27 protein-coding genes and 2 pseudogenes are annotated in these 24,012 nt (G+C 36.1%); 25 read left to right on the top strand and 4 right to left on the bottom strand.

Annotation, left to right across the window (positions count from 1 at the left end; translation table 11 throughout):
* Positions 1–24: 24 nt before the first annotated feature.
* The 3 genes from AC0VX1_RS22865 (at position 25) to AC0VX1_RS22855 (ending at position 2,423) form a co-directional block, all read left to right on the top strand.
* Entirely contained in the window at positions 25–465 is a 441-nt protein-coding gene (locus tag AC0VX1_RS22865) for a cell wall hydrolase (RefSeq protein WP_098186141.1), read from the top strand.
* Between the two features lie 527 nt (positions 466–992).
* The gene (locus AC0VX1_RS22860) at positions 993–1,268 is read left to right on the top strand and encodes a hypothetical protein (RefSeq protein WP_475469178.1); all 276 of its coding nucleotides are present in this window, start codon (positions 993–995) and stop codon (positions 1,266–1,268) included.
* A gap of 657 nt (positions 1,269–1,925) precedes the next feature.
* Positions 1,926–2,423 (top strand): P-loop nucleotide/nucleoside kinase family protein, encoded by a 498-nt coding sequence (locus tag AC0VX1_RS22855; protein ID WP_475469176.1) that lies wholly within the window; start codon positions 1,926–1,928, stop codon positions 2,421–2,423.
* A gap of 72 nt (positions 2,424–2,495) precedes the next feature.
* Here the strand turns inward: AC0VX1_RS22855 and AC0VX1_RS22850 are convergent.
* A pseudogene (locus AC0VX1_RS22850) lies at positions 2,496–2,800 on the bottom strand (hypothetical protein).
* Between the two features lie 294 nt (positions 2,801–3,094).
* On the opposite strand from AC0VX1_RS22850, the gene AC0VX1_RS22845 reads away from it, so the two are divergent.
* From AC0VX1_RS22845 to AC0VX1_RS22820, 6 genes are all read left to right on the top strand, one after another.
* On the top strand, positions 3,095–3,481 hold the full coding sequence (locus AC0VX1_RS22845; RefSeq protein WP_475469174.1) for a DUF1259 domain-containing protein: 387 nt from the start codon (positions 3,095–3,097) through the stop codon (positions 3,479–3,481).
* Positions 3,482–3,729: 248 nt separating this feature from the next.
* Entirely contained in the window at positions 3,730–5,025 is a 1,296-nt protein-coding gene (locus AC0VX1_RS22840) for an IS110 family RNA-guided transposase (protein WP_475469172.1), read from the top strand.
* 966 nt (positions 5,026–5,991) lie between these two features.
* The gene (locus tag AC0VX1_RS22835; protein WP_475469170.1) at positions 5,992–6,852 is read left to right on the top strand and encodes a transporter substrate-binding domain-containing protein; all 861 of its coding nucleotides are present in this window, start codon (positions 5,992–5,994) and stop codon (positions 6,850–6,852) included.
* A 287-nt stretch (positions 6,853–7,139) separates the two neighbouring features.
* On the top strand, positions 7,140–7,505 hold the full coding sequence (locus AC0VX1_RS22830; protein ID WP_034310939.1) for a DUF2089 domain-containing protein: 366 nt from the start codon (positions 7,140–7,142) through the stop codon (positions 7,503–7,505).
* A gap of 13 nt (positions 7,506–7,518) precedes the next feature.
* A complete protein-coding gene (locus AC0VX1_RS22825) occupies positions 7,519–7,908 on the top strand; it encodes an SHOCT-like domain-containing protein (RefSeq protein ID WP_034310941.1) in 390 nt (129 codons plus the stop codon).
* A gap of 10 nt (positions 7,909–7,918) precedes the next feature.
* Positions 7,919–8,200 carry a hypothetical protein gene (locus AC0VX1_RS22820; protein WP_413024674.1) on the top strand — a complete coding sequence of 94 codons (282 nt, stop codon included), beginning with the start codon at positions 7,919–7,921 and terminating at the stop codon, positions 8,198–8,200.
* A gap of 385 nt (positions 8,201–8,585) precedes the next feature.
* Here AC0VX1_RS22820 and AC0VX1_RS22815 read toward each other — a convergent pair whose 3' ends face one another.
* On the bottom strand, positions 8,586–8,744 hold the full coding sequence (locus tag AC0VX1_RS22815; RefSeq protein ID WP_164468811.1) for a hypothetical protein: 159 nt from the start codon (positions 8,742–8,744) through the stop codon (positions 8,586–8,588).
* Between the two features lie 556 nt (positions 8,745–9,300).
* On the opposite strand from AC0VX1_RS22815, the gene AC0VX1_RS22810 reads away from it, so the two are divergent.
* Positions 9,301–9,975 carry a VOC family protein gene (locus AC0VX1_RS22810; protein ID WP_475469166.1) on the top strand — a complete coding sequence of 225 codons (675 nt, stop codon included), beginning with the start codon at positions 9,301–9,303 and terminating at the stop codon, positions 9,973–9,975.
* A gap of 61 nt (positions 9,976–10,036) precedes the next feature.
* On the top strand, positions 10,037–10,495 hold the full coding sequence (locus AC0VX1_RS22805) for a hypothetical protein (RefSeq protein ID WP_413010340.1): 459 nt from the start codon (positions 10,037–10,039) through the stop codon (positions 10,493–10,495).
* 223 nt (positions 10,496–10,718) lie between these two features.
* Here AC0VX1_RS22805 and AC0VX1_RS22800 read toward each other — a convergent pair whose 3' ends face one another.
* Positions 10,719–11,951 (bottom strand): IS110 family RNA-guided transposase, encoded by a 1,233-nt coding sequence (locus AC0VX1_RS22800; RefSeq protein WP_475469163.1) that lies wholly within the window; start codon positions 11,949–11,951, stop codon positions 10,719–10,721.
* Positions 11,952–12,285: 334 nt separating this feature from the next.
* Positions 12,286–12,930: a YczE/YyaS/YitT family protein gene (locus tag AC0VX1_RS22795; RefSeq protein ID WP_475469161.1), complete on the bottom strand. Its 645-nt coding sequence runs from the start codon at positions 12,928–12,930 to the stop codon at positions 12,286–12,288.
* A gap of 105 nt (positions 12,931–13,035) precedes the next feature.
* Between AC0VX1_RS22795 and AC0VX1_RS22790 the strand changes: the two genes are divergently transcribed.
* The 14 genes and pseudogenes from AC0VX1_RS22790 (at position 13,036) to AC0VX1_RS22725 (ending at position 23,858) form a co-directional block, all read left to right on the top strand.
* Positions 13,036–13,488: a MarR family winged helix-turn-helix transcriptional regulator gene (locus tag AC0VX1_RS22790; protein ID WP_475469159.1), complete on the top strand. Its 453-nt coding sequence runs from the start codon at positions 13,036–13,038 to the stop codon at positions 13,486–13,488.
* A 25-nt stretch (positions 13,489–13,513) separates the two neighbouring features.
* Positions 13,514–14,032, top strand: a complete 519-nt coding sequence (paiA, locus tag AC0VX1_RS22785) for a spermidine/spermine N(1)-acetyltransferase (RefSeq protein ID WP_413024681.1) — start codon at positions 13,514–13,516, stop codon at positions 14,030–14,032.
* A gap of 269 nt (positions 14,033–14,301) precedes the next feature.
* Complete coding sequence (locus tag AC0VX1_RS22780) at positions 14,302–14,484, top strand: hypothetical protein (RefSeq protein ID WP_034310968.1); 183 nt, start codon at positions 14,302–14,304, stop codon at positions 14,482–14,484.
* Between the two features lie 64 nt (positions 14,485–14,548).
* Positions 14,549–14,680 (top strand): DUF6254 family protein, encoded by a 132-nt coding sequence (locus AC0VX1_RS22775; RefSeq protein WP_475469156.1) that lies wholly within the window; start codon positions 14,549–14,551, stop codon positions 14,678–14,680.
* A gap of 196 nt (positions 14,681–14,876) precedes the next feature.
* Positions 14,877–15,305 carry a hypothetical protein gene (locus AC0VX1_RS22770; RefSeq protein WP_063589960.1) on the top strand — a complete coding sequence of 143 codons (429 nt, stop codon included), beginning with the start codon at positions 14,877–14,879 and terminating at the stop codon, positions 15,303–15,305.
* A gap of 227 nt (positions 15,306–15,532) precedes the next feature.
* On the top strand, positions 15,533–16,828 hold the full coding sequence (locus tag AC0VX1_RS22765) for an IS110 family RNA-guided transposase (protein WP_475469056.1): 1,296 nt from the start codon (positions 15,533–15,535) through the stop codon (positions 16,826–16,828).
* Between the two features lie 468 nt (positions 16,829–17,296).
* Complete coding sequence (locus tag AC0VX1_RS22760) at positions 17,297–17,635, top strand: hypothetical protein (RefSeq protein WP_475469154.1); 339 nt, start codon at positions 17,297–17,299, stop codon at positions 17,633–17,635.
* Positions 17,636–17,776: 141 nt separating this feature from the next.
* Positions 17,777–18,264, top strand: a pseudogene (locus AC0VX1_RS22755) (GNAT family N-acetyltransferase).
* Positions 18,265–18,708: 444 nt separating this feature from the next.
* On the top strand, positions 18,709–19,284 hold the full coding sequence (locus AC0VX1_RS22750) for a TetR/AcrR family transcriptional regulator (RefSeq protein WP_057279053.1): 576 nt from the start codon (positions 18,709–18,711) through the stop codon (positions 19,282–19,284).
* A gap of 112 nt (positions 19,285–19,396) precedes the next feature.
* Positions 19,397–20,245: an alpha/beta fold hydrolase gene (locus AC0VX1_RS22745; RefSeq protein ID WP_475469151.1), complete on the top strand. Its 849-nt coding sequence runs from the start codon at positions 19,397–19,399 to the stop codon at positions 20,243–20,245.
* Between the two features lie 14 nt (positions 20,246–20,259).
* Positions 20,260–21,318 carry an alkene reductase gene (locus AC0VX1_RS22740; protein ID WP_475469150.1) on the top strand — a complete coding sequence of 353 codons (1,059 nt, stop codon included), beginning with the start codon at positions 20,260–20,262 and terminating at the stop codon, positions 21,316–21,318.
* Between the two features lie 103 nt (positions 21,319–21,421).
* Positions 21,422–22,414 (top strand): NADP-dependent oxidoreductase, encoded by a 993-nt coding sequence (locus AC0VX1_RS22735; protein ID WP_475469148.1) that lies wholly within the window; start codon positions 21,422–21,424, stop codon positions 22,412–22,414.
* Positions 22,415–22,576: 162 nt separating this feature from the next.
* Positions 22,577–22,939: a hypothetical protein gene (locus tag AC0VX1_RS22730; protein ID WP_289336562.1), complete on the top strand. Its 363-nt coding sequence runs from the start codon at positions 22,577–22,579 to the stop codon at positions 22,937–22,939.
* 412 nt (positions 22,940–23,351) lie between these two features.
* Positions 23,352–23,858 (top strand): SRPBCC family protein, encoded by a 507-nt coding sequence (locus AC0VX1_RS22725; protein ID WP_413010322.1) that lies wholly within the window; start codon positions 23,352–23,354, stop codon positions 23,856–23,858.
* The last annotated feature ends 154 nt before the right edge of the window (positions 23,859–24,012 follow it).

The raw sequence follows: 24,012 nt of genomic DNA, 5'->3' as shown, positions 1-24,012 counted from the left end.
ATACAATATTTTTGAGGTGGAAAAATGACAAGAGCAAAATACACAAGTTCAGACGTTGACTTAATGGCAAGGATGATGAGAGCAGAAGCCGAAGGTGAAGGGCGACTAGGAATGTTATTTGTTGGAAATGTAATTGTGAATCGTCTTGTAGCTAATTGTTTAGACTTTAAAGGTTTAAGAACAATTCCACAAGTCATTTATCAAGTACAAGGAGGAAATTATTCTTTTGAAGCTGTTCAAAAAGGGAATGTATTTTATCAAAGAGCGAGAGGTATTGAAAGAAGATTAGCAGAACAGAATTTGAAGCACTGGAGACAGCATCCGGCTAGATATGCTCTTTGGTATTTTAATCCATATGCTCCATGCCCTCCAACATGGTATGATCAACCACATACTGGTCAATTTAAAGACCATTGTTTTTATGAACCAAAGCCTGGAACATGTGATAGTGTTTATAGAGGTTAAGCTTACTCTTTGAGTAAGCTTTTTAACATATATAAAATATTTATACAAAATAAAACTTTTAGTAATAGTGTTATCTAAAAAAGTAAGATAGTGAATTATTGTACTTAAGCTAATGGTTGCGTTAGCTGAAGATCGGGGCTGTCTTTAAGGCAGCTTTTTCTTTATGGAACTAACGGGGCAGGTTAGATTAGGTACATTTCTTCGCAAAAAAGGCTGCCAATTGGCGGCCTTTTGAAAATACGGTTCTTAGCATTATCATACGGTCGCATTTAAATGAAAAACTACCCAGTTTGTGTCCACCGTTTATTCGTACTGTGACACAATCGTTATGTATTTCTCGGGTTTGTGTCTACCCTCAAATGGCATCGCTTCTGGAATAATTTCTTTAATGTAGCAAATTCTATTCATAACGTGTTGTTGGGGCCCCTTAGCAACAATTCTGGTGACCCGTGACAATTGGAATACTTGGCGTGTTTTAAATCCTAAAAACTCAGACCATACTATCTATAAGAGGTGAATTTACTTAAATGAATTTCCCTGAAATACATACAAACTTTTGGGACGCCGTGATAGCAATACCTGTTATAATGCTCCTAACTCAAATAATTAAAGTTTACTTTAATGTTTCAAAAAAAATTGTACCTTCCATAGCACTGGCACTTGGCCTGATGATTTCCATTTTCATTAGTCATAGGCACAGCTTAGTAGCAGGTATCTTTATGGGTTGGTTTTATGGTTATGCTGCGATTGGAAATTATGCTGCCCTAAAAACGGCCATAATAGCTTATAGAAATAAAGAATAAGACTACTTTCCCACAATAAGCTGTTTGAATAAAATGTCTTAAACTTAATAAATGTCCATTTTCAGGCCATCCTTTTAAAGGATGGTTTTTAGCTTTGAAAATTGTTGCACAATTTGTGTCAACTCCGCGAAAAGTTTTATAGAACTATCAGGGCAAGACAATTGGAATGGTGAATATGGTAAAATAATGTAATGGTTGGTGACGATATTGAAAAAGTATCTTGTGTTTTTAATTAGTTTCGTAATGATATATATGGTATTTCAATTAGGATCAGGTTTGATTCTTACTGCTTCTTATACTCCCGATTTTTCTTTGATAGAGGGTATTTTAAGTCAAGAAGTAGTGTTTGGTAAGACTTCAATTCCATTACTGGTTACATTGCTAACTGCTACATTAGCTTATTTTCTTTCTCAAACGAAATTTAGAATCTCAAAAAATTAAATAAATAACGGGTACGTTAGCTTAAGATCGGAGCTTTCTTTAAGGCAGCTTTTTCTTTATGGAACTAAAGGGGCTTTTTAGATAAACAAAGGTTTGGAATTTTATGGTAGTATTTTCAGAGAGGGAAGATTTTAATGGAGAATCTATACCAAAAATTTCTCTTATTTTTCAAGGTGGGACAACAACCACTAAAATAAGCCCGGGGGGTTAAAAAATATGAAACAATTGGGGACGCTATACTTTTTCTGTGGAAAAATGGGCGCAGGAAAATCAACTAAATCAAAACAATTGGCAATAGATAAACTTGCGGTACTGTTGTCTGAGGATGAATGGCTTTCATCTCTTTATCCCGATCAGATCGCATCATTTGAGGACTATCTAAAATACTCAGCGCAGCTCAAGCCGTTGGTGAAAAAGCATGTCCAAAACATATTAAGTGTCGGTACAGATGTAGTGATGGATTTTCCAGCTAACACTCAAAAACTGCGAAAGTGGTTTTTGGATATGGCGTCAGGGGCCAATGCAAACCATCAACTAATTTTCCTTAATCTAAACAACGAGCAATGCTTACGTCAAATTGCACAAAGGCGAAACGAACAACCCGAAAGAGCAGCTTTTGACACGGAAGCGGTGTTTATTCATGTTAATAAATTTTTTGAAGCACCAGAAGCATCCGAAGGTTTTAATATTTTAGAGTTTAGTGGAAAAGAATAACAAGGAGTTCAACACAGCGTTAAATGAGATGATTCGTGTGTAAAGAGTACCTTCTGTTCTTGGAGGTACTCTTTATGATATAAAATGAAATGTGAGTAAGAAAAGTTTTAATATATATATTAAAATCGATGTAACTTTGTGAAGTGTACACTTCTCGTTACCCCGTTTAAAGTTACCTGTAATTTTAGCTAACAATAACTGTAGTTCTGTTATATTATCTTCAACTTATTGATTCTTTCTATAAGACGCAGAGCCTCCCTATCCTTTAAAAATTTAATTTGTTTACCTTTGTGATAGATTACTACTGTTCCATTTTTCGTTATTCGATAAGTAAATGGTTCTTCACTTAATCTGTTTCGCTTGTCTACATCGCTCACTGCACCGTCTCCCTACTTATTATAGTTCAAAGATTATATTCAAAAAGCCAGCTGATTTTCCTGTTTTCTTTAAATATTTTTATTCACAGTCTGTGTCCAATCTGCGATAAGTCTTATAGAACTAACGGGTGTGTTCGTTAATTAGTGAGCTGTGACGATCGGCCCTTTTCTTACAGGATAGATTGAATAAGATATGAGTAATCAGCATAATTCTTATTTCAAAATAGATATATATCCGTTTCGGATCTATTCATTAGTTCATATCCTATTAAGACTAGGGAGGAGATGAATAGATTGGCATCTAATGATGAATTGATTTGTCAAAAGTTTGCTAAGATTATCGGCGGCCAAGAAGGATTTGCGGGTGGCAAATGTGTGGCAACCATAAATCGAAATGATCTCAAAGTGAAAATTTTAGGGAAACGTTTTGGAGTAACTTCTTCTTTCTCATTTGAATCTAGAGATAATCATACTGGACGGGCATTGTGCCTAGGCAGGGTAGCACTCTTGCAAAAAGAAGTCGAGAATTTTGTTGCTTCCATTCTTAAACAAGGAATAATAGTTTCATCCATACACAATGAGTGGCTTTTCGATAAACCGAATTTGGTTTACGTTAATATCGAAGCTGTTGATGATCCTTTAGTTTTTGCAAGGAAAGTCAGAAAAGCGCTACGGAACTAATTAATTTCCTTAAATTGGTAAAATGGAGCTGGCATAAACACGGTAAAAAACGAGTTTTGTTGAACGAAGGGTGTGTTAGCTGCAGGCTGGGGCTGTCTTTAAGACAGCCTTTTGTTATGGAACCATCGGGGCAGCATTCCTGTAATAACTGAAAATGCGGTTTGAATGAAAAAAGACCTCTTGATAAGATGAATATGTCCTGAGCTGGCCAGCTAAAAGGGACAAAACATCTACTCGGAGGTCTTACTATGAATTATAACCAAAATCATAAAATAGCTCAAATTACACCTAAAACCTTAGTAATTGGTATTGATATTGCCAAACATCATCACGTGGCTAGAGCACAGGATTATCGTGGTATGGAGTTAGGATCTACTTGCTTTTTTGATAATACCCAAGAAGGGTTTAGCGCATTTATTAATTGGATTAATCAAATAAAAGAGTCATGCGAAATGGAGTCTGTCATTACTGGAATGGAGCCAACAGGTCATTATTGGCTTAATTTAGCTCATATCCTAAAGGAAAAACAGATTAAATTCGTAACGGTCAACCCTTTACACGTCAAGCATAGTAAGGAGTTAGACGATAACTCTCCAACAAAAAATGATGTTAAAGACGCAAAAGTCATTGCACAACTAGTTAAAGATGGTAGATACGCTGAACCAACAATACCACAAGGGGTTTTCGCGGAACTGCGTGTGGCTAAGAAATTACGCGATTTATTAAATGTAGACTTACAAATTGTGCAGGGACAAGTACACAACTGGATTGATCGATACTTTCCAGAGTTCTTTACCGTGTTTAAAAGTTGGGAAGGAAAGGCAGCTCTTCATTTATTAAAGCTTGAAGCATTACCGGATGAACTTGTGAGATATACAGACGAAGAATTACTAGAATACCTTAGGCAGGCAGTGAAACGTAGTATAGGGATAAAGAAGATTCAGGCCTTAAAGGAAGCAGCCAATCGCTCGATTGGCATTCGTCAGGGCGCCATGATGGCTAAAATGGAATTGAGAGCGTTAATTCAAAAGTATGAACTCATTCAAGCCAAGTTCGAAGAGCTTGACCAAATTCTGGATACACTGCTTCAAGATATTCCAGGCGTTGATCAAATGTTAGAGATAACAGGAATCGGACGCGATACAGTGGCGGGTTTCTTCGCTGAAGTAGGCGATTTGAGTGAATATAATCATCCTCGTCAAATAACCAAACTGGCAGGACTCAGCTTAAAAGAAAATACATCAGGTAAGCATAAAGGGAGGACCAAAATAACGAAACGTGGTCGTAAAAAATTACGAGCCTTATTATTTCGGGCATCTATGATTCTAGTAGCGAAGAACAAAGCCTTTAAAGCCTTACATCATTATTACACAACGAGACCTGACAATCCGTTGAAAAAGATGCAGTCTTTAATTGCTTTATGTAATAAGCTCATACGCATTCTCTTTTCTATCGGGAAAAAACAGTTTGTATTCCAGGAAGAGAAAATGTTAAAGGATATCCCCCATATGCATGCATTTATTCAAGAACCAATAGCAGCTTAATCAATATAAAACTGACTTTTGACAAATATATTTAGACAGATCAACAGACAAAATCAGCATGGGATTAGTTGGCAACGAAACTAATGTAAGGACATAGATCCTGTAGGGCAGCATGACCGACATCCACCTTATGGAAAGGTTGAACGAAGGAATGTAGGAGCGTAGACTCTGTGAGACTTGGGAGGGTAGACCCCCCGTAAGATATGTGGACATCCATTGGTGCGTACATACCTAATTATCCAACTTTTTGAAATTAACCGAAGGTTGGCTGGTTTCTTGCGCTTATTTTCTTCGTAAACAGCTTGATTGTGTTCTTTTCGCTCTAACCAAATCTGTAAAGTTAAACAAGTTAGATAGCAATATTGAGAAAAACTGCGTATTTAAGAGATAAGTGTTTGTTTATTGAGGGAGGTTAGTGGAAGAAGGAATTTATTGATCAGCTAAAGAATAGTATTCGGTTAAGGTTGATTTTAATGATTAAACAAACTTAATATCAGGAGGGAAAAATGGTTGATAATAGTTATGAGAAACAACATCTGAAAAAACTCAGGATTTTTATTTATATCACGATAGCATTAATATTTTCAATGATATTTCTATTTATTAGCATTTTTCTTTTGTTTTTTTCTATGTCAGGCATTTTAGACTTTGTGTATTTTACACCCCAAATAGCCATTTTCTCATTCTTGATTTCTATTGTATTTTCTGTTTTAGCTATAAAAAATCTCTTTGGTAAGATATTGTTAGCATTAAACATATTTCTCATGCTATTTATGATTTTTTATGGTCCATAACTAGATACCATTAAATGAGGACTGCACATTTTAGATATGACTAATATGTGTAGTCCTTTTTCTATCAATTGTGGAAAAATGTTTGTTTTTTGAAGGTGATTCTCTTATTTTGTTGTATTTTTACTAAGTGATGGATTAATTAAAAATACAGCAAAAAACGGAGGGAAATCACATGTTTAACAATTGGAAAAAAACACTGATGGCTGGAGTGATCAGCTTATCCTTGTTAGGGACTGGGTATGTCAGTCATGACCTGATCTCCTCGCAGAACGTCTCGGCTGAACCGGCAGCTAATAATGCACCAGGGCATTTGAAAAAAGCGGAGTCTTCCCAGCTTGATGAAATTATCAAACGTGGATACATCCGGGTAGGAATGACGGGGGACTACAAACCATTTACCTATTTGAACCCGGAAACGAATGAGTATGAAGGCTTTGACGCGGACGCTGCCAAAGAGCTTGGCAAAGATCTTGGTGTAGAGGTGAAATTTGTCGCTACCACATGGCCTACGATGATGAAAGACCTGCAAGCGGACAAATTTGATATCGCTGTGGGCGGTGTGACCCGCAACACTGCCAGACAAAAAAGCGCTTATGTATCCCAAGGTTACCTTTCATTCGGTAAGGTGCCTTTGATTCGCAAGGAAGATAAAGACAAGTATCTGACCATTGAAGATATCAACAAGCCTTCTGTGCGCATTGGCGTAAATCCAGGCGGAACAAACGAAGAATTTGTCCGTCAGTATCTAAGCGATGCTAACGTAACGGTTGTAGAAAACAACCTTGATATCCCACATCTTGTAGCAGAAGGTACGTATGATGTTATGATCACTGACACAGTAGAAGCAATGCTGTATGCAAAAGCTGATTCAAGATTGTATGCGGCTCAAACCGACAAGCCTTTTACAAACAGCGAAAAAGGTTATATGATCCCAAGAGGTGATTTCATTTATGCAAGCTTCCTGGAAATGTGGATGGATGAAATGAAGCTCCAGGGTAAATTTGATGCCCTCTACAAAAAGTGGGTGGAATAGAATATTGAGGTGTTGCCCATTTATTGCAACACCTGTGTTAGTACCTTAAAAAAGGCCATCATTTGAAAACAAGCGTAACCCCGTTCAAAATTTGGGCGGGGTTACGCTTGTTTAATTTAACCATTATGGTAAATATAATACTTGAATTGAAAATGGGTAATCAATAATATTAAATAACAAATTAATATTATTGATTTTTTTGGTTTAATAATTTAATTTATGTATTTATATTTTTAATTTATTGTTATATAATCGAATCAACTAAAAGGGAGGAATTGCATTCCATTATGGCTTATAAAGTAATCACAGAGTGTCCTGTCTGCAGTAAAACATTGAAAATTACAAAGTTGCAGTGCTCTCATTGCCACACTACGATTGAAAATGAGTTTGAATTATCTAAGCTGGCATCCTTATCAAAGGATCAGCTTCATTTTGTGGAAGTATTTTTAACATGCAGAGGGAATATCAAAGAAGTTGAAAAGGAGCTGGGGATTTCGTATCCCACGGTTCGAGGCAAGCTAACAGACATCATTTCATCCCTTGGATATGTGCAGAAGAAGAAAAATGAAGTAGACGAGAAAAAGGTTGTCACCATGTTGGAAAATGGCGAAATCACACCAGAAGAAGCCATTAAGCTCTTAAAAGAGGAATAGGGAGGAATTTATCATGAAAGAGGAAATTACAAGAGTGTTAACAATGGTTCAAGAAGGGAAAATTGACGCAGATAAGGGATCTGAACTGATTCAAGTCTTAAAAGAGAAAGAAGAGACAGGTAATAAGCTTTTGGAAAAACCGACAAAATATTTAGATAAAACATTAAAAATTCGTGTAGTATCAGCCGAAAATGATAACGTCACGGTCAACTTGCCTATAAAACTGGTCAAGGTAGTATTAATGGCTGGACACAGCATCGCAGCGAGTATTCCTCAATCGGAAAAGTACGTTAAAGATGTAGACATAAGCCTTATCATGGAAGCAATCGAAAACGAATTAGATGGCCAAATTGTTGATATTAAATCGGCAAACGGGGATACCGTTTCAGTCATCATTGATTAGTGAGTTGTTTATGATGCATGTAAAAGTGAAAGCAAAAGACGTTCGGTTTACCATCCCAGTTCCATATGCCATTTTAAATATTGTTATTTCCATTTTATCTTCAAAATTTCTTCAGAAAAATGTAAACAAATGGACAAAAGAGCACTTCGAAAGAAAAAAACTGGACTTTACCTTTCCGCATATAGACAAAAATATGGTAAAGCCTATCGTCAAGGAACTGAAAAATTATAAAGGGATCGTGCTAGTTGATGTCAGAGCTAAGGACGGTACTGAGGTTAAGGTTAGACTATAATTTATTATAGAATACACCGACCACTGCCTGGCATTTTGAAGGGAAATCCTAATTTCTCACAAAGTTATTTAATTTTAAGGCTCTTTTCGTAAAGATTGTTGTTTTTAAAACAAAACTATTTAAGGTTGATTGGAGCGGAAGTGCGAGACTCCTGCGGGAGCAGCGGGACAGGTGAGATCCCACAGGCGTTTACGCCGAGGAGGCTCACCGCCCGCACCAAGGAAAGCGAGCACCTGGAGGGGAAATCAACCACACTGCACTACTTCGTAAATAGCAACAAAGTATGCGAAAACAGCCAATTTTAAAAGCTTAAACAAGCATAACCCCGTTCTATAGGACGGGGTTAAAAATATGTTGTTGCGCCCGATTGTTGACGGGCGCTTTTTTAATCGCGCATGGCTCCTGCCTCTCGGGAAGTCATTGCACCTTGTCCTTCGCTTACATCTTTTTGAATTTGTTGTTTTACTTTTTGTGCATCAGTTCCGGCAAATTCCGGTTTCATAATGGAGCCCGAGTTCCCTTTAGCTGGTTGATTCTGCTGCATACAATTCCTCCTCAATTTATGTTTAACACTCTTATTATTTACAAAAAGGTTCAAGAGTACTAATTGATTTTAAATGAAGTTCCCAAACTAACACCTTCAGCTCATCAGGTATGGTTTCTATATAAATGCTCTAACAAAGTTGATTGGAGAGAAAGGTGCGAGACTCCCGTGGAAAGCGAGTGCCTGTAGCGGAGATCCGCTGCAAATTGTACAAGCCATAAAAAAAACGGGAGGCAAACTCGATTTCTTCAAATTTGTCTACAGTCTCAGCAATTCCTTAATAAGAAATGCTTTTCTTAATGAACTAACAGATGCTTTAGCTGCATACGAAAAGGAGCTGTCATCAGCTCCTTTTCGTATGCAGCTAAAGGGGCAGTGCCTGCAAACAATCAATCAATAAGTGAGATTACAAAAGCAACAATGAGTTAGGTTGGGATATGTAGGTAAAAATAGAATAAATTTACTCGAAATGATAATTATGATTTAATCAGAATGTCAGTACGTTTTATAGATGACTTACTTAATAATTAGATATACAAGGAAGGTGTTATTATCAATGGAAATTAAATCGATTGTTTTACAGACTAAAAATTTAATTCAAATGAAAAATTTCTATATTGGAACGTTAGGTTTTTCTTTAATTAATGAAGATAAGAATAGCTTCCGAATGGGTATTGGTACAGGTGAAATGGAGTTTACAACAAAAGAAGTAAAAGGTGCCCCCTATTATCACTTTGCTTTTAACATACCGGCTAACAAATTTAATGAGGCAAAATCATGGGCAAAAGAAAGAGTGAGTTTACTTGTTGAAGATGGGGAAGATGAAGCTAATTTTACTCATTTACCTGCCCATGCTCTATATTTCTATGATCCTTCTGGTAATATAGTAGAATTTATTTCAAGATATGGAATTGCTGAAGATAGTATGGAGCCTTTTTCGGTTAAAAGCATTTTAAACATAAGTGAAATAGGTTTAATTGTAGAAGACACTATAAGTGTGAGCGAAAAATTAAAGGAAATTGGTGTCTACGAGCGCGACAATCATACAATAAGTAAAAAATCCCTTAATTTCATGGGTGAAAGAAGGAATGGAGTATTTATTATATTAGCCCAACCTGGGAGAAGGTGGATATTCTCCGATAAAACATCTGCCATATTTCCTCTTGAGATTACATTAAAAAATAACAATAAAATAATCATCAATTCCGATAATGAATTTCAGATATATTGAGACAGTTAAAATTTCTTGATTTAGTGAGTGTATGGTTTTGATTCTTTGAGGGGGAAAGGCAATGATGAAAAAAGTTTGTATGATATTTATATTTGTTTCTGTTTCTGTACTTTTATTTGGGTGTAGTAATGAAAAAAAAGATCTGAAAGGAGACCCTGGGCTTGATAAATCCGAAAAGATAGAAGTATCGTCAGAAGAAAATCCAGAATTGGTTTTAAGCGTTATAGACAATCAAGATGAAGTAAATGAATTTGTTAATACACTTGAAATTAATAAATGGCGTATTGTAGATACTCCTTCAACTTCAACTAAGGAGTATATTTATAAGATGTACCAAGAAGATACAGTCAAACTTGGAGAGCCAAATACAGATGAAAAGGGACTTAAACAAATCGCTACAATTATTACATATAAAGATAGCCCTTATATCGAACTTAGAACCAAGAAACTGCATTTGTATTTTAAAGTTCCAAAAGATGTAGCAGAATACCTATCCAATAAAGAGAACCAAAAACATTGACCATACAACAATTTCGTCAACAGAATGTTATTTCAGCTTAATGAACCAGCTGGTAGTTTCTGAAGAATAGTACTAAATTAACGGGGCCGTTAGCTGAAGGTGGAGCTGTCTAAAAAGGCAGCTTTTTTGTATGAAAATATATTCGTGAAAGGCCATACAAAATAAGCCCACCATATTCTAATTTTTTGAAGGACGTAAATGTACCATGTCGTTATTTTAATGGTTATGCAGTTTGTTGTTCAGATGGAGCGATTGTATAGCCTTTCTTTTTTAGGTATTCGATCATTTTTAATTCTTTGTTCATTTGTTTTTCTTCAAGGTAATTTGAACCTAGTTCATGATAGGGTTCTCCTGTTTTTAAGATGTTGTAAGCAATCGTTAATAGTAAATGGGCAGAAGCGATTCGTCCCTTCATTTTTCCCTGCCGTTTGGTAATCCTTTTTCGATGTGAAGCAATTCGGTTATTTTGCCTTGATGTCGCTAATACACACTCTACGGCCATCGTTTTTAATGCTTTATTTCCTTGTGTGGTTTTACTCGTTTTTTTTTTACCAGCACTTTCGTAATTTCCGGGACTCACACCAGCCCAAGATGCAAGATGTTTAGCCGACTTAAATACGGACATATCAACGCCCATCTCCGCAATAAAAGTAGCTGCGGCAGCTTTGTTCACACCAGGTATACCATCCAATAATTCTACTTCCTTACGATAGGGGGACAGGAGTTGATCGATTTGTTTTTCCAATTCTTCTATGGCTTTTTCTAAATAACTCATATGATCCCAATGGTAACGCAACATATCACGGTGATGACGGCGAATACGACCATTAATTGCATGGGCAATGTCAGTAATACTTGCTTTTGTTCGCCAATCCACCATTTTTCGAAGACCATCGGTCTCTATTTTTTCACCGTTTAGAATCGCTTCAAGGATACGGCGTCCCGATACACCAAAAATGTCTGATAGCACGGATGTTAGCTTGATATTAGCATCTTGAAGAATTTTGTGAATGCGATTCTGCTCTGAGGTGCGATGATGAATCAATTTTTTTCGATAACGAGTAAGATCTCGTAAATCACGAATATCCTCTGGTGGGACAAAATTGCTTTCAATAAGTCCGCATCTTAGAAGCTTGGCAAGCCATTCGGCATCTTTCACATCAGTTTTACGCCCTGGAACATTTTTGACATGCCTGGCATTGGCAAGAACAAGGTGAAAAGATCCTTCGAGTATATTCCATATTGGTTTCCAGTAGACTCCAGTACTTTCCATCACAACATCGGATACCTGAAGGGTAGCGAGCCAATCACTTAAAGCCAAGAGTCCCGTTGTTGTAGTTGAAAAAGTTTCAATAGAGGTTTTTGGCTTTTTATCTAATGGACCAAATAACACACAGGCTACTACTGTTTCTTGGTGTACATCTAAGCCAGCACACCGTTCAATCATTGCTTCCATAGGAGAATCACCTCAAAAAAAGATTAACAATACATATGACAGGAGATTTGTTACAAAAATTTTTGTATACGTACTAGTAGCACACTAAATGGTTCTTCCATCCTGTCACAACCAGTTTCTTATACAGGGTATCTTCCTTAAGATCCACCAAAAAAAGCTCAGCCTGGTTGTATTGTTATCATCCATTATCGTCAAGGGGTTAATGGGTTAGACTCTATTTTTGAGTTTGGATTTTCGTAGTAGATGGTGGCGGCGAGGTTGGCCGCCATAGAAGTTTCTTATGAAACTGTAACTTACGGGACAGGTTAGTTGAGCAATAAAGATAAAAATCATTCTATATTGAATGATTTTTATCTTTATCATAATTCGGTGATGTACTAGGGTGTGTTAATATGCGGTTTAATACTTTTTCAGTAAATGGCATAAAGCAATTGAGTATCAGCCCCCCTAAACAAACGGTTAATAAAGTTCCAACGCCAATTGGTCCATTTGATATCATTGCCATTATCAAGAATGCGAGGTAAATGGCTGTTCTCGAAAAAAATATATTCGTTTTCGTTAATTCTTGTATGATTAATGTTAATCGGTCAACTGGAATCGGTGCAAAATTTGTGTGTAAATATGTTGCCGTTCCTAATCCTATAACAACCAAGCCGATTCCAAAACAAATAACTTTGCTGTACCATAGTTCAGGTGTTATCAAATTGTGCAATATAAAAAGCCACATATCAATCCCGATACCCGTTATAAATGCTGTTAACAACCCCAAAACTTCTGGTCTTTGCCTTTTTAAAAATGAATTAATACATATCAAGATCAAAGCTATTATGATTTCCCAACTTCCCACAGTAAGCCCCGCATTTATGGATAGTCCCACCAAAAGTGCATCAAAAGGTGAAGTCCCAAGATCTGATTGTATAGTGAAAGAAATACCAAAAGTTAATATTAAAATTCCTAATACATAAAAAACATATTTCACTATACCGCCCCCTTTTTTTGTTGCAAACGCAACAAAATTACGTTAAATTTAATATAGGTCATTTTTATTGCATTTGCAACAAAAATACGTGTTAAGGAGTTCATTATGAAGGAAATTCTTCGTGAAATTGGAATGATAGCAAGAGCATTAGATTCCATAAGCAATATCGAATTTAAAGAACATGACCTTACAAAAGGGCAGTATTTGTACCTTGTGCGAATATGTGAAAATCCAGGAATGATTCAGGAAAAGTTAGCTGAGATGATAAAAGTAGATCGAACATCAGCAGCTCGTGCTATAAAAAAACTTGAAATCAATGGCTTTATTGAAAAGAAAGAAGATAAACACAACAAAAAAATTAAAAAGCTCTTTCCAACGGAGAAAGGAAAAAGTATTTATCCTTTTATAAAAAGAGAAAATGATTATTCCAATACCGTTGCATTAGAGGGACTTTCGGAAAGAGAAGTAGAAACCATTTCCGATCTTCTTCAAAGAGTAAGAAAAAATGTAGAGAAAGACTGGGAATTTGTAAAAAAGGGAAACAAGAGAAATTATTGATTATATAAAGGAGCGGCATATTTAAATGACTATAAATATGAAAAAGTGTACCCTAGACGATTCACGCATTCTTCAAGAAATTAGTTATGAAACATTTAATGAGACATTTAAGCATCAGAATTCACCCGAAAATATGGATGCCTATTTGGAAAGGGCATTTAACTTAAACCAGATAGAAAAAGAATTATCCAATACTTCTTCGCAATTCTTTTTTGTTTATTTTAATAATGAAGTCGCTGGATATTTAAAGGTCAATACCAATGATGCTCAGACTGAAGAAATGGGTGATGATTCACTTGAAGTCGAGCGGATTTATATAAAGAACAAATACCAAAAACATGGGCTTGGTAAATATCTGCTAAATAAAGCAATGGACATGGCGATGGAACGTAATAAAAAGAAAATCTGGCTGGGCGTATGGGAAAAAAATGAAAATGCCATTGGTTTTTATAAGAAAATTGGGTTTGTTCAAACTGGAGCCCACTCTTTTTATATGGGTGATGAAGAACAAACGGACTTTATAATGACCAAAACACTCATATAACTTATCTTGAAAGGTGCATCATTGATAAATAATGAAGGAAATCAGCCAAATACGAAACAAATGGCAGAAATGATGAAAAGAATTAAAAAAATCACATATAAGGCCATTTTATTATTTTTGGATGGTACTGCACGAACGGTTAAAAACGAACTCATTATTCACTTTATTATTTACCCGAATTACATGACGGATTCATGCTACTGCCGGTTTTATTCGGAGTATATTTCTTCTTTCAGATCTCATACTAAAGATAAGAAGGAGGGGTATACATGGCAAAACGAACAAAGAAAAATGATGCAGATCAAAAAAACAAACAAGGGTTTGATTCAAGCAAAACTGATTCTGAATTCTCTAAAGAATTCGGCAGTGCAAATGCCAATCAAGCACATAAAAATAAAGCAAAAAAAGAAAAAGCATCTAAAAATCAAGGTGAGTGGAAAGGCATGCATTGATGCCTGCTTGAGTACGCTGTGCTTCAAACTTTTTACTTAACTTTATGTAAAGGAGCTTATTTAGATGACTCAATCTAAGCGACAACAAGAACGCCAATGGAAAGATCGTAAAAAATCTCAGAATCCACATGGTAAGGTCCCTTCATTTGAACAATTAGCTGAAGATACGGGCAAAAATGAATCTGAAACTAAGTAAAACGGTTCTCTTTTCGTTACTTAAAGGCCATAATCATCGATGATTATGGTCTTTTTGGTATATATACGAGCTGGCTTTTTTATGGGGTGTCATCCCCTTAAGTAGATACTGTAAAAGACAAAGACTACATAAAAATGCGGAGTATTACAAAACCTTTCAGTAAGGAGTTTTTTGGAAGGGGGGAAAGATCAGATATATGTTTTCATTACGGGGAGATGCTCATAAAATTTATCTTCAATTAAAAAAAGCTTCATACAAAGACCGATCTTTCAAAGGGATGAAGAAACTGATTGAAGTGGAAGAAATTCAAAATTTTTATAGTTCGATTGATAGCGATACGTTAAAAAAAGTTTATTATTGTATGATAAAAGAGAAAAACGGATCGGGGATCATTCCTATTATAATATCCTCTGGACCTTGGCTTTTTCTTCTGTTTTCAAATCAATTGCAAGATTTCCTTTTTAAAGATGGGAGTTTGCTTTGGGTCGTCTTTAGTATAATATATATTTCCATTCTTTCCATAAGTGTGTTTCTTCACTTTCATGAAAGATCATGGTCTTTTGTTCATATTGAAATCATTCAAGAAATTTTACATGATCGAAAAGGGATAAGGGATAAGGGATAAGGGATAAGGGATAAGGCCTGAGGTTCCCTCAATTTTTCGGATGATAGTTATCTACAAACCCAGCGATTCTTTAAAATAAGAATCGCTTTTATTATTGAACTAATAGGACAGCATTCCTGTAATAACTGAAAATGAGGTTTGAATGAAAAAAGACCTCTTGATAAGATGAATGTGTCCTAAGCTGGCCAGCTAAAAAAGGACAAAAACATCTATCTGGAGGTCTCACAATGAATTATAACCAAAATCATAAAATCACTCAAATTACTTCTGAAACCTTAATTGTCGGAGTAGATATAGCCAAGCACAATCATGTCGCGAGAGCACAGGATTTTAGAGGATTGGAACTGGGTAAAACGTGTTTCTTTGAAAATACGAAAGCAGGATTTCATTCGTTTCTAGATTGGATTAACCAACTTGTTAAAGTGTGTAAGTTAAATAAAGTGATTGTAGGCATGGAGCCAACCGGTCACTACTGGTTAAATCTAGCTCATCTTCTAAAAGAGAATAATATTAAGTTCGTATCTGTCAATCCACTACATGTTAAACGAAGTAAAGAATTAGACGATAATTCACCTACTAAGAATGACGTGAAAGATGCAAAAGTCATCGCACAGTTAGTCAAAGACGGAAGATACGCCGAACCAACAATTCCACGTGGAATTTATGCAGAACTCCGAGTGGCCAAAAAACTTCGCGATCTTCTCAACGTTGATTTACAGGTTGTTCAGGGACAAGTTCATAACTGGCTTGATCGTTACTTTCCTGAATTTTTGACAGTGTTCAAAAGTTGGGAAGGCAAGGCAGCTATTCATTTTCTAAAGCTAGAATCCTTGCCACATGAACTTGTTAAGTATACGGATGAAGAGCTCTTACTTTCCTTAAGACAAGTGGTAAAACGCAGCATAGGCTTAAAGAAGATACGAGCCTTAAAAGAAGCAGCCAATCGTTCGATTGGTATTCGTCAAGGGGCAGCTATGGCGAAATTAGAGTTGAGAGCTTTACTTGAGAAGTATGATTTTATTCAAATGAAATTCGAAGAATTAGATCATCAATTAGATCAGTTATTAGACCATATCCCAGGTGTCACACAGATGTTAGAGGTGTCAGGAATCGGTCGAGATACAGTAGCAGGGTTTTTCGCGGAGGTCGGCGACCTCAGAGACTATCAACATCCTCGCCAAATCGTGAAATTAGCAGGTTTAAGTTTAAAAGAAAACACATCCGGAAAGCACAAAGGTCAGACCAAGATTACCAAACGGGGACGAAAGAAATTGAGGGCTCTCTTATTCCGGGCAGCCATGGTACTGGTGGCAAAGAACAAGGCTTTTAAAGCTCTTCATATATATTACACAACACGTTCCCATAATCCCTTAAAGAAAATGCAATCTCTGATAGCCTTGTGTAACAAGCTTATTCGAATTCTGTTTTCAATCGGTAAAAAACAATTTACGTTTCAAGAAGACAAGATGTTAAAGGATATCCCTCATATGGCAACATTTGTAGCACATCAAACAGTCGCATAGTTCATCGGATTTTAAGGTTACACGGTCATTTAATTAACACTCATTAAAAGTGAAGCACGGATTAGTCGGCAAAGCAACTAACGTGAGGACTTAGATCCTGTGGGGCAGCATGACCGACATCCACCTCATGGAAAGGTTGAACGAAGGAATGTAGGAGCATCGACTCTGTGAGACATGGGAGGGTTGACCTCCATGAGACATGTGGATATCCAAAAGTGCGATCATAACATTGCCTATGCCAATTTTTTCCTGTAATTGGCTAGTTTAGTATACACTTTTTTCGATAAATCCCTATCCTTGAGGAGTAATGCCTAGCTTACATAAATAACAGTTAATGATATGACTATGAAATCCTAAGAATTCTAGAGCAATCGTGAGATTGTGTTCAGTTTATTGAGGGAGGTTACTTTAACAAAAGTCATGTAAAATATAATAAAAAAGCGTGTAGTAGAGGAGTCAGAAAATAATATGGAATGTTTTTGTGAACAAAAAGAAACATATGAGTTGAAAGTTGAAGGGGATGTTGGGGCGGACCCTATATGGTGCAATCAATGTGGTTGTAACTGGGATATAGGTCTAATTTCAAATACGTTAACAAATGAATTGATTGAATGGGTAAATAGGTATGGTGAATGGATTGATTGGGATGAAGATAAATTGCTTCCTAATGGGATTGAACTTGAAGAAGAACACAATAAACAAGGCTTAACTTTAACGGATAAAATTAAGAAAGAACTTGAAGGGAAATATAGTATTAAATTTTCACCTTCGGCAATGGCAAGAATGTATGCAAATAAAAATCATTAACCCTTATTCCATGGAGCTGTCTTTAACGCAGCTTTTTCTTTATGCAACTAATGGTGGCAGGGGAGTTCATGAAGGACAAATGGAAGTTTATATCGAAATTAATGAAGTAAGAGCTTAATAAATGGTAAAAGAGGGATAACAATGACTGTTTCATTCAACCCCGTTTCCAAAGATGAAAAGCATATTCTTCAGAATTTATATTCGCTTTATTTACATGACCTTTCGGAGTTTACCGAGGGTTTAGACATATCAACAGATGGCTCATTTGAATTTGATTCATTTGAATTAATTTGGAAGGAGGAAGGATTAACCCCATACTTTTTGAAAAAAGATATGAAAATTGCAGGGTTTTTATTACTGTTAGAAAGGCCGTTTTTAAATAAGGACTATGATTACAGCATTAATGATATTTTCATTTTAAAAAAATATAGAAGAAAAGGTACTGCAATATCATTATTAAAGGAATTGTTTAAACAAAAAAAGGTAGTTACTTTGTTGTTCAATTATCCAATAATATCCCTGCTGTTATATTTTGGAGAAAGATTTTCAGTGAGCTAAATATAGATTTTGAAGAAAAAAAGCAAATTGTCGATAATGAAGAATGTTTGGTTCAATCCTTTCAAATTTAAAGAGATAAACAACGGTGCGTTGGCTGAAGATCAGAGCTGTCTTTAAGGCAGCTTTTTCTTATGGCAACTATTGGGGCAGTTTGGTTGAGTAAGGGCTCAGATGTTTTTTCTAATTGCTGTTTCTTGTTTATTTGGTATGAGTGCATGTGAAAGAGTTTGATCCATTAATTGTACAGTGGAAGAAAACAATCCTGAAGAAACTAAACGGATAAAGAAATGCTTGGCGGTACCCCTAGGTGAAAGTTAAAGGATAACATTGTGGTATGCAGCAAATGTGTTGGGGATTATTGGGTATTTATAATTCTTTACTAATCGTTCTAAAAAGGGTAATATTTAATCACGGTTTGAAATTCATGTGTTTATTTTAGAACGTTCATTCTATAATGGATTATGACGTTTGTTTTTGTTAGTATTGGTTCATGGATTTTTTAAAGGAGAAATAAAATGGCTAGAAGTAAAGAGTTTGACGAAAAAGCAGTATTAAGAAAAGCAATGGAGCTTTTCTGGGAACAGGGTTATGAAAAAACATCCATGCAAGATTTGGTGGATCATATGGGAATACACCGCAGGAGTATATATGATACATTTGGTGACAAGCGTTCATTGTTTTTAGCTTCCCTTAATCACTATGAAGAGCTCATCGTCAATGAGATGGAAAGGATAATTAGTAGCACTTCATCCATTAAACAGACGATACGTGATGTTTTTATTTTCGTACTGAATTCCATTGAACAATACCCAAAAGGTTGTCTATCAGTAAATGCAGCCATAGAATTATCTTTGCTGGACAAAGAAATTGGACGCATAGTTACAAAAATGTTTAACCGTACTGAAGATATGTTTAATAACCTTATAAAACGGGGCCAGACTAGTGGAGAGCTATCAAAAGAAATCGATTCTGATAACACGTCTCGTTTCTTACACAACAATTTGGTAGGTATAAGAGTACTAATAAAAACTAATTACAATAAAAAAGAATTAGAAGGCATCATCACTCTAGCACTTTCAGTGTTGGACTAGCTTTCTTTTTTTTACCCTTTTTAGAACGTTCATTCTAAAAATGAACATGAAACAAACCATCATAATGCATACTTATAAAATCGTTTTTTAATTTCTAAGGAGGAACACAATAATGACTAACTTTAAAATACCAACAGAATCAGAATTTATTGAAGCAGATGGAACTCGTTACGCATATAGAAAATTTGGTACACAAGATGGTATACCAGTAGTATTTCTTGTTCACTTTAGAGGAACGATGGAAAACTGGGATCCAAACATGCTTGAAGCTATTGCAAATACACGCCCAGTAATCTTGTTTGACAATAAAGGGGTTGGTGAGACCGATGGACTAACGCCTACTACAATTGCTGATATGGCAAAAGATACAGCAACATTTATAAAAGCTCTTGGATTAGAACAAGTTGACATTCTTGGTTTTTCCATTGGTGGCATGGTTGCACAAGAGCTAGCTTTACAAGAGGGAGATTTAGTAAGAAAAATTATTATGGCAGGTACTTCGCCTGAATCTGGTATTAATCCAAGTCCAGAAATTTTGGAAAGAATGAATCGTCACGGCGGAACGGAAGAAGATGGAATAAATGATTTTATGTTCTTTTTCTACGGACAAACCGAAACAAGTAAATCTGCAGGAATGGCTTCACTACAAAGAATTTTTAATCAGAAAAAAGTAAACAGTTCGGAACAAGTAAAAGAGGCACAATTACAAGCCATTGCAAAATGGGCTAAACAAAAATCCAATCATGATTATGAATGGTTACAAAACATTAAACACCCTGTACTTGTTACTAATGGTGTCAATGATGTGATGGTACCGACTAAAAACAGTTATATCTTAACAGAGAAATTACCGAAAGCACAGCTGATTATATATCCTGACTCTGGCCACGGGCACCTGTTTCAATTTCCAGAACTATTTGCAGAACACGTAAATTCATTCCTTGATTCTAATTCTTATTAAAAAGGAGTATTCATATGAGCAGATTATTTGAAACAGTTCGTATCGGAAACATTGACTTGAAAAATCGTATAGGAATGGCTCCGATGACTAGAAGTAGAGCTTTACCAGATGGTACACCGAGCGATTTAATAGCAGAGTACTATGGTCAGCGTGCTTCAGTCGGTTTAATTATAAGCGAAGGAACCCAGCCTTCAGATGATGGGCAAGGTTACACTAATACACCTGGAATTTATACAGAAAATCATATTAAAGGGTGGAAAAAAGTAACTTCTAAAGTTCATGGTGAAGGCGGTCATATTTTTGTTCAGCTTATGCATGTGGGACGTGTATCACACCCTGATAACACACCTCACCACCGCCAAGCAGTTGCACCGTCAGCTATTGCACCTGGTGTAGAAATCTTCACGGCAGAAGGAATGAAAGAAATTCCAACACCAAGAGAATTGAGTGAGCTTGAGATAAAAGATGTTATCAATGAGTTTCGTTTAGCAGCACGTTCAGCAATTGAAGCTGGTGCAGATGGAGTTGAAATTCACGGAGCAAATGGTTATCTGATCCAACAATTCCTTAGTGAAAACTCCAATCATCGTCAAGATGCATACGGTGGTACGATTGAGGGGCGTTCTCGATTCGCTATTGAAGTAGCTAAAGCAGTTGTTGATGAAATAGGAGCAGAAAGAACAGGCATCCGTTTTTCTCCTCAAGGATCACTGCAAGGCATTGATGAGGGGGAAAATAGCCTTGAGATGTATCGCTATTTAATAAGTGAATTAAATAAGCTTAACCTTGCATATCTGCATTTAATGCACTTCGGAAACGAGCAATTCCTAAAAGATGTGCGTCAACTTTGGGATCAATCACTTCTTGTTAACCGTCCAGGTCGTCCTCTAGATCAACTTTCGTCTGATGTAGATAATAATTTTGCAGATGTTGTCACAGTAGGCACTTGGGTACTAGCTAATCCAGACTTTGCAGAACGGATTCAATCAGGTGCTCGCCTAAACGAACCTGATAAAAACACGCTCTATGCAGGGGGAAAAGAAGGTTATACAGATTATCCTTTCTTAAAATAATTTATTTAATATGAATATCCCATCCAGGGATATTCATAATCTTTTTTCTTAGGTTCGTTATGAAAAGATACATGTGCGTTAAATAAAAAAGTGGAGGATTGTAATGAAAGCTTTAGCAATTGAAAACTACGGTAAAAATCCAAATTTTTTAGACTTCCCTATGCCCAAAATAAATAATGACGAGGTGTTAGTTGAGATATATGCGGCAAGTATAAATCCTCTTGATACAAAAATTCGTAAGGGTGAATTAAAATTATTATTGAAATACAAGATGCCTTTAATTTTAGGAAACGATTTTTCTGGAAAAATTGTTGAAGTAGGTACTAGTGTCACGAAGTTTAAAGTCGGTGATGAGGTATATGGTCGACCTAGAGCAAATAAAATGGGAACTTTTACTGAATATCTCTCTGTTAACCAAGAAGATATTGCATTAAAACCTAAAAATTTAAGTTTTGAAGAAGCCGCCTCCATCCCTCTAGTCGGATTGACATCCTACCAAGCTTTACATGATATTCTGCGAATTGAAAAAGGACATAAAATATTAATACATGCAGGTTCAGGGGGAGTAGGAACATTTGCTATCCAACTTGCAAAACATATGGGTGCTTTTGTCGCAACTACAGCTAGTGAGGGTACTGATTTGGTGAAATCTCTTGGCGCTGACGAAGTTATTAATTACAAGAAAGAAAAGTTCGAACATTCGATTCGTGACTACAACGCAGTTCTTGATACCATTGGGGGGGCGACATTAGAGAAATCATTTGTAACATTAAAAAAAGGAGGAAAGATTGTTTCTATATCTGGAATCCCGAATGGTGGCTTTGCTAAAGAAAACGGATTTAGCTCATTTAAAAAAACCTTATTTTCCATTGCAAGTTATAAGCTTACGAAGTTAGAAAAAAAGCATAATGTCCAATACACGTTTCTTTTTATGAAGCATAGTGGAGAGCAGTTAAAAATTTTAACAGAAATGTTAGAGTCAGAAGTAATTAAGCCTACACTTGATAAAATTTTTATTTTCGAAGATGCCCAAAAAGCATTGGAGTATGCAGAGACTGGAAGAGCAAAGGGGAAAATAATACTTAAATTGAAATAATCAGTGTTATCTAACAAACCTTTCCTTAGGTAGAAAGGTTTATTTTTTTAACTTATCGAGGTTGCTAATAGAACTAACGGGGCAGGTTAGTTGAAGAAGGATTTTCATTCGCCTTTACAGAAGGTAATGTATGTGCATTTCCTTATGAAAGAAGGTTGTATTATGGAGTTTTATCCTTCTGAAATTGATTTCATTTCTCTATTTGAATGTCTTCCAGTAAAGAAAGATGATGATGAACTGTTCGAATATAATGAATCAACCTTCAGGTTCAAGGTTAAAAAGTATAAATATGAGGTTATCGTTTGCCCGTTTTATAATCAATTTGGGTTATTAGTACAAGAGGGAAGTATGGTTATTGGAAGATATAACTTTCAAACGGTAAGTAAAATCGAAATACTTACCGATAAAGAGGATGAATCTTCTATACGGTTATTTTTAGATGATGATAGAGAAAGGTTTTTAATGATTGTAGAAATTACCTTCAAACCGAACTTTAAGATTGAAATAAAAGAAACGTTTGCTTGATTACATTTAAGAACTGGCTGCCCAAACCGGTAGCCTTTTTATTGAACTCTTTTTATGGAACTAAGGAGCAGTATTCCTGTAATGAATGTTCTTAATGAACAAACGGGGCAGGTTAGTTGAAGATTACTGTTTAATCTTTGTTCAACAATTGGGCCAGATTATGGAGTAATCTATTGTATAAATGGTAGAAATTTGAAATAATTGTTATTAAGCTAAATGGCAGTTATCGCTAATGAACCTCCTCCAGACAAAAAGGGAATCTTGTTGTTTGTCCCAAGAAAATAAAGTTTTTAGACAATAAAATTTAGCTGCGGCGTTAATTTGACGCGTAGGTCTCACCTCTTGACTAATTCGCCAGAATATTCATTAATAGTTCGAGGGTAGCCCCTCTTCCAAAACAAGGAGGATTCTCATGAATAACACACCAAATCAACAGTTTGCAATATTCACGCGCGTATTCGAAGCACCTCGCGAGCTCATTTTTAAAATGTGGACGGAGTCCGGACATTTCTCAAATTGGTGGGGGCCCAAGGGTTTCTCCCTCCAAGTCGCCAAAATGGATGTTCGACCAGGCGGCATGTTTTTAGGCTGTCAGACGTCCCCCGATGGGAACCTTGTCATATGGGGGAAATTTGCATATCAAGAGGTAGTCGCACCTGAGAAAGTGGTTTTTGTCCGTTCCTTTTCTGATGAGGAAGGAAACACGATCCGAGCACCTTTTAAAAATTGGCCTCTTGAAATTATGAATAGCATCACACTCGAAGAAAACGAAGGGAAAACTACCCTGACATTGAAAAGCTGCCCACTAAACGCATCCGTTGAAGAGAAAGCCGCCTATGACGGTATGACGCCCAGGCTCCAACAAGACCTCGAAGGTACATTCGATAAACTCGCCGACTACTTGGCTTTCCAGAAGTAATTTGCAATTAAAAAAATATTAGGCCGACGAGAATATAATACTTTGATGGACGTTACGTGTTTTGTAATGGTGATTCAACGAACGGTGACTTTACTTGAATATCACTGCAGCAATAATGATCTGAATGATCTTCCATTAAAGGGCGCGATTCTTG

It is taken from the genome of Peribacillus sp. QJM3NY_7, from assembly GCF_056173225.1.
The sequence above is the reverse complement of the archived record's forward strand: the minus strand, read 5'-3'. Positions and strand labels throughout refer to the sequence as shown.

Coding starts and splice junctions, on each gene's coding strand:
- AC0VX1_RS22740 (WP_475469150.1), top strand. CDS start 20,260: ATGAGCAGATTATTTGAAACAGTTCGTATCGGAAACATTGACTTGAAA.
- AC0VX1_RS22750 (WP_057279053.1), top strand. CDS start 18,709: ATGGCTAGAAGTAAAGAGTTTGACGAAAAAGCAGTATTAAGAAAAGCA.
- AC0VX1_RS22835 (WP_475469170.1), top strand. CDS start 5,992: ATGTTTAACAATTGGAAAAAAACACTGATGGCTGGAGTGATCAGCTTA.
- AC0VX1_RS22765 (WP_475469056.1), top strand. CDS start 15,533: ATGAATTATAACCAAAATCATAAAATCACTCAAATTACTTCTGAAACC.
- AC0VX1_RS22775 (WP_475469156.1), top strand. CDS start 14,549: ATGACTCAATCTAAGCGACAACAAGAACGCCAATGGAAAGATCGTAAA.
- AC0VX1_RS22825 (WP_034310941.1), top strand. CDS start 7,519: ATGAAAGAGGAAATTACAAGAGTGTTAACAATGGTTCAAGAAGGGAAA.
- AC0VX1_RS22730 (WP_289336562.1), top strand. CDS start 22,577: ATGGAGTTTTATCCTTCTGAAATTGATTTCATTTCTCTATTTGAATGT.
- AC0VX1_RS22770 (WP_063589960.1), top strand. CDS start 14,877: ATGTTTTCATTACGGGGAGATGCTCATAAAATTTATCTTCAATTAAAA.
- AC0VX1_RS22810 (WP_475469166.1), top strand. CDS start 9,301: ATGGAAATTAAATCGATTGTTTTACAGACTAAAAATTTAATTCAAATG.
- AC0VX1_RS22860 (WP_475469178.1), top strand. CDS start 993: ATGAATTTCCCTGAAATACATACAAACTTTTGGGACGCCGTGATAGCA.
- AC0VX1_RS22735 (WP_475469148.1), top strand. CDS start 21,422: ATGAAAGCTTTAGCAATTGAAAACTACGGTAAAAATCCAAATTTTTTA.
- AC0VX1_RS22815 (WP_164468811.1), bottom strand. CDS start 8,744: ATGCAGCAGAATCAACCAGCTAAAGGGAACTCGGGCTCCATTATGAAA.
- AC0VX1_RS22725 (WP_413010322.1), top strand. CDS start 23,352: ATGAATAACACACCAAATCAACAGTTTGCAATATTCACGCGCGTATTC.
- AC0VX1_RS22840 (WP_475469172.1), top strand. CDS start 3,730: ATGAATTATAACCAAAATCATAAAATAGCTCAAATTACACCTAAAACC.
- AC0VX1_RS22820 (WP_413024674.1), top strand. CDS start 7,919: ATGATGCATGTAAAAGTGAAAGCAAAAGACGTTCGGTTTACCATCCCA.
- AC0VX1_RS22745 (WP_475469151.1), top strand. CDS start 19,397: ATGACTAACTTTAAAATACCAACAGAATCAGAATTTATTGAAGCAGAT.
- AC0VX1_RS22760 (WP_475469154.1), top strand. CDS start 17,297: ATGGAATGTTTTTGTGAACAAAAAGAAACATATGAGTTGAAAGTTGAA.
- AC0VX1_RS22830 (WP_034310939.1), top strand. CDS start 7,140: ATGGCTTATAAAGTAATCACAGAGTGTCCTGTCTGCAGTAAAACATTG.
- AC0VX1_RS22800 (WP_475469163.1), bottom strand. CDS start 11,951: ATGGAAGCAATGATTGAACGGTGTGCTGGCTTAGATGTACACCAAGAA.
- AC0VX1_RS22855 (WP_475469176.1), top strand. CDS start 1,926: ATGAAACAATTGGGGACGCTATACTTTTTCTGTGGAAAAATGGGCGCA.
- AC0VX1_RS22790 (WP_475469159.1), top strand. CDS start 13,036: ATGAAGGAAATTCTTCGTGAAATTGGAATGATAGCAAGAGCATTAGAT.
- AC0VX1_RS22865 (WP_098186141.1), top strand. CDS start 25: ATGACAAGAGCAAAATACACAAGTTCAGACGTTGACTTAATGGCAAGG.
- AC0VX1_RS22805 (WP_413010340.1), top strand. CDS start 10,037: ATGATGAAAAAAGTTTGTATGATATTTATATTTGTTTCTGTTTCTGTA.
- paiA (WP_413024681.1), top strand. CDS start 13,514: ATGACTATAAATATGAAAAAGTGTACCCTAGACGATTCACGCATTCTT.
- AC0VX1_RS22780 (WP_034310968.1), top strand. CDS start 14,302: ATGGCAAAACGAACAAAGAAAAATGATGCAGATCAAAAAAACAAACAA.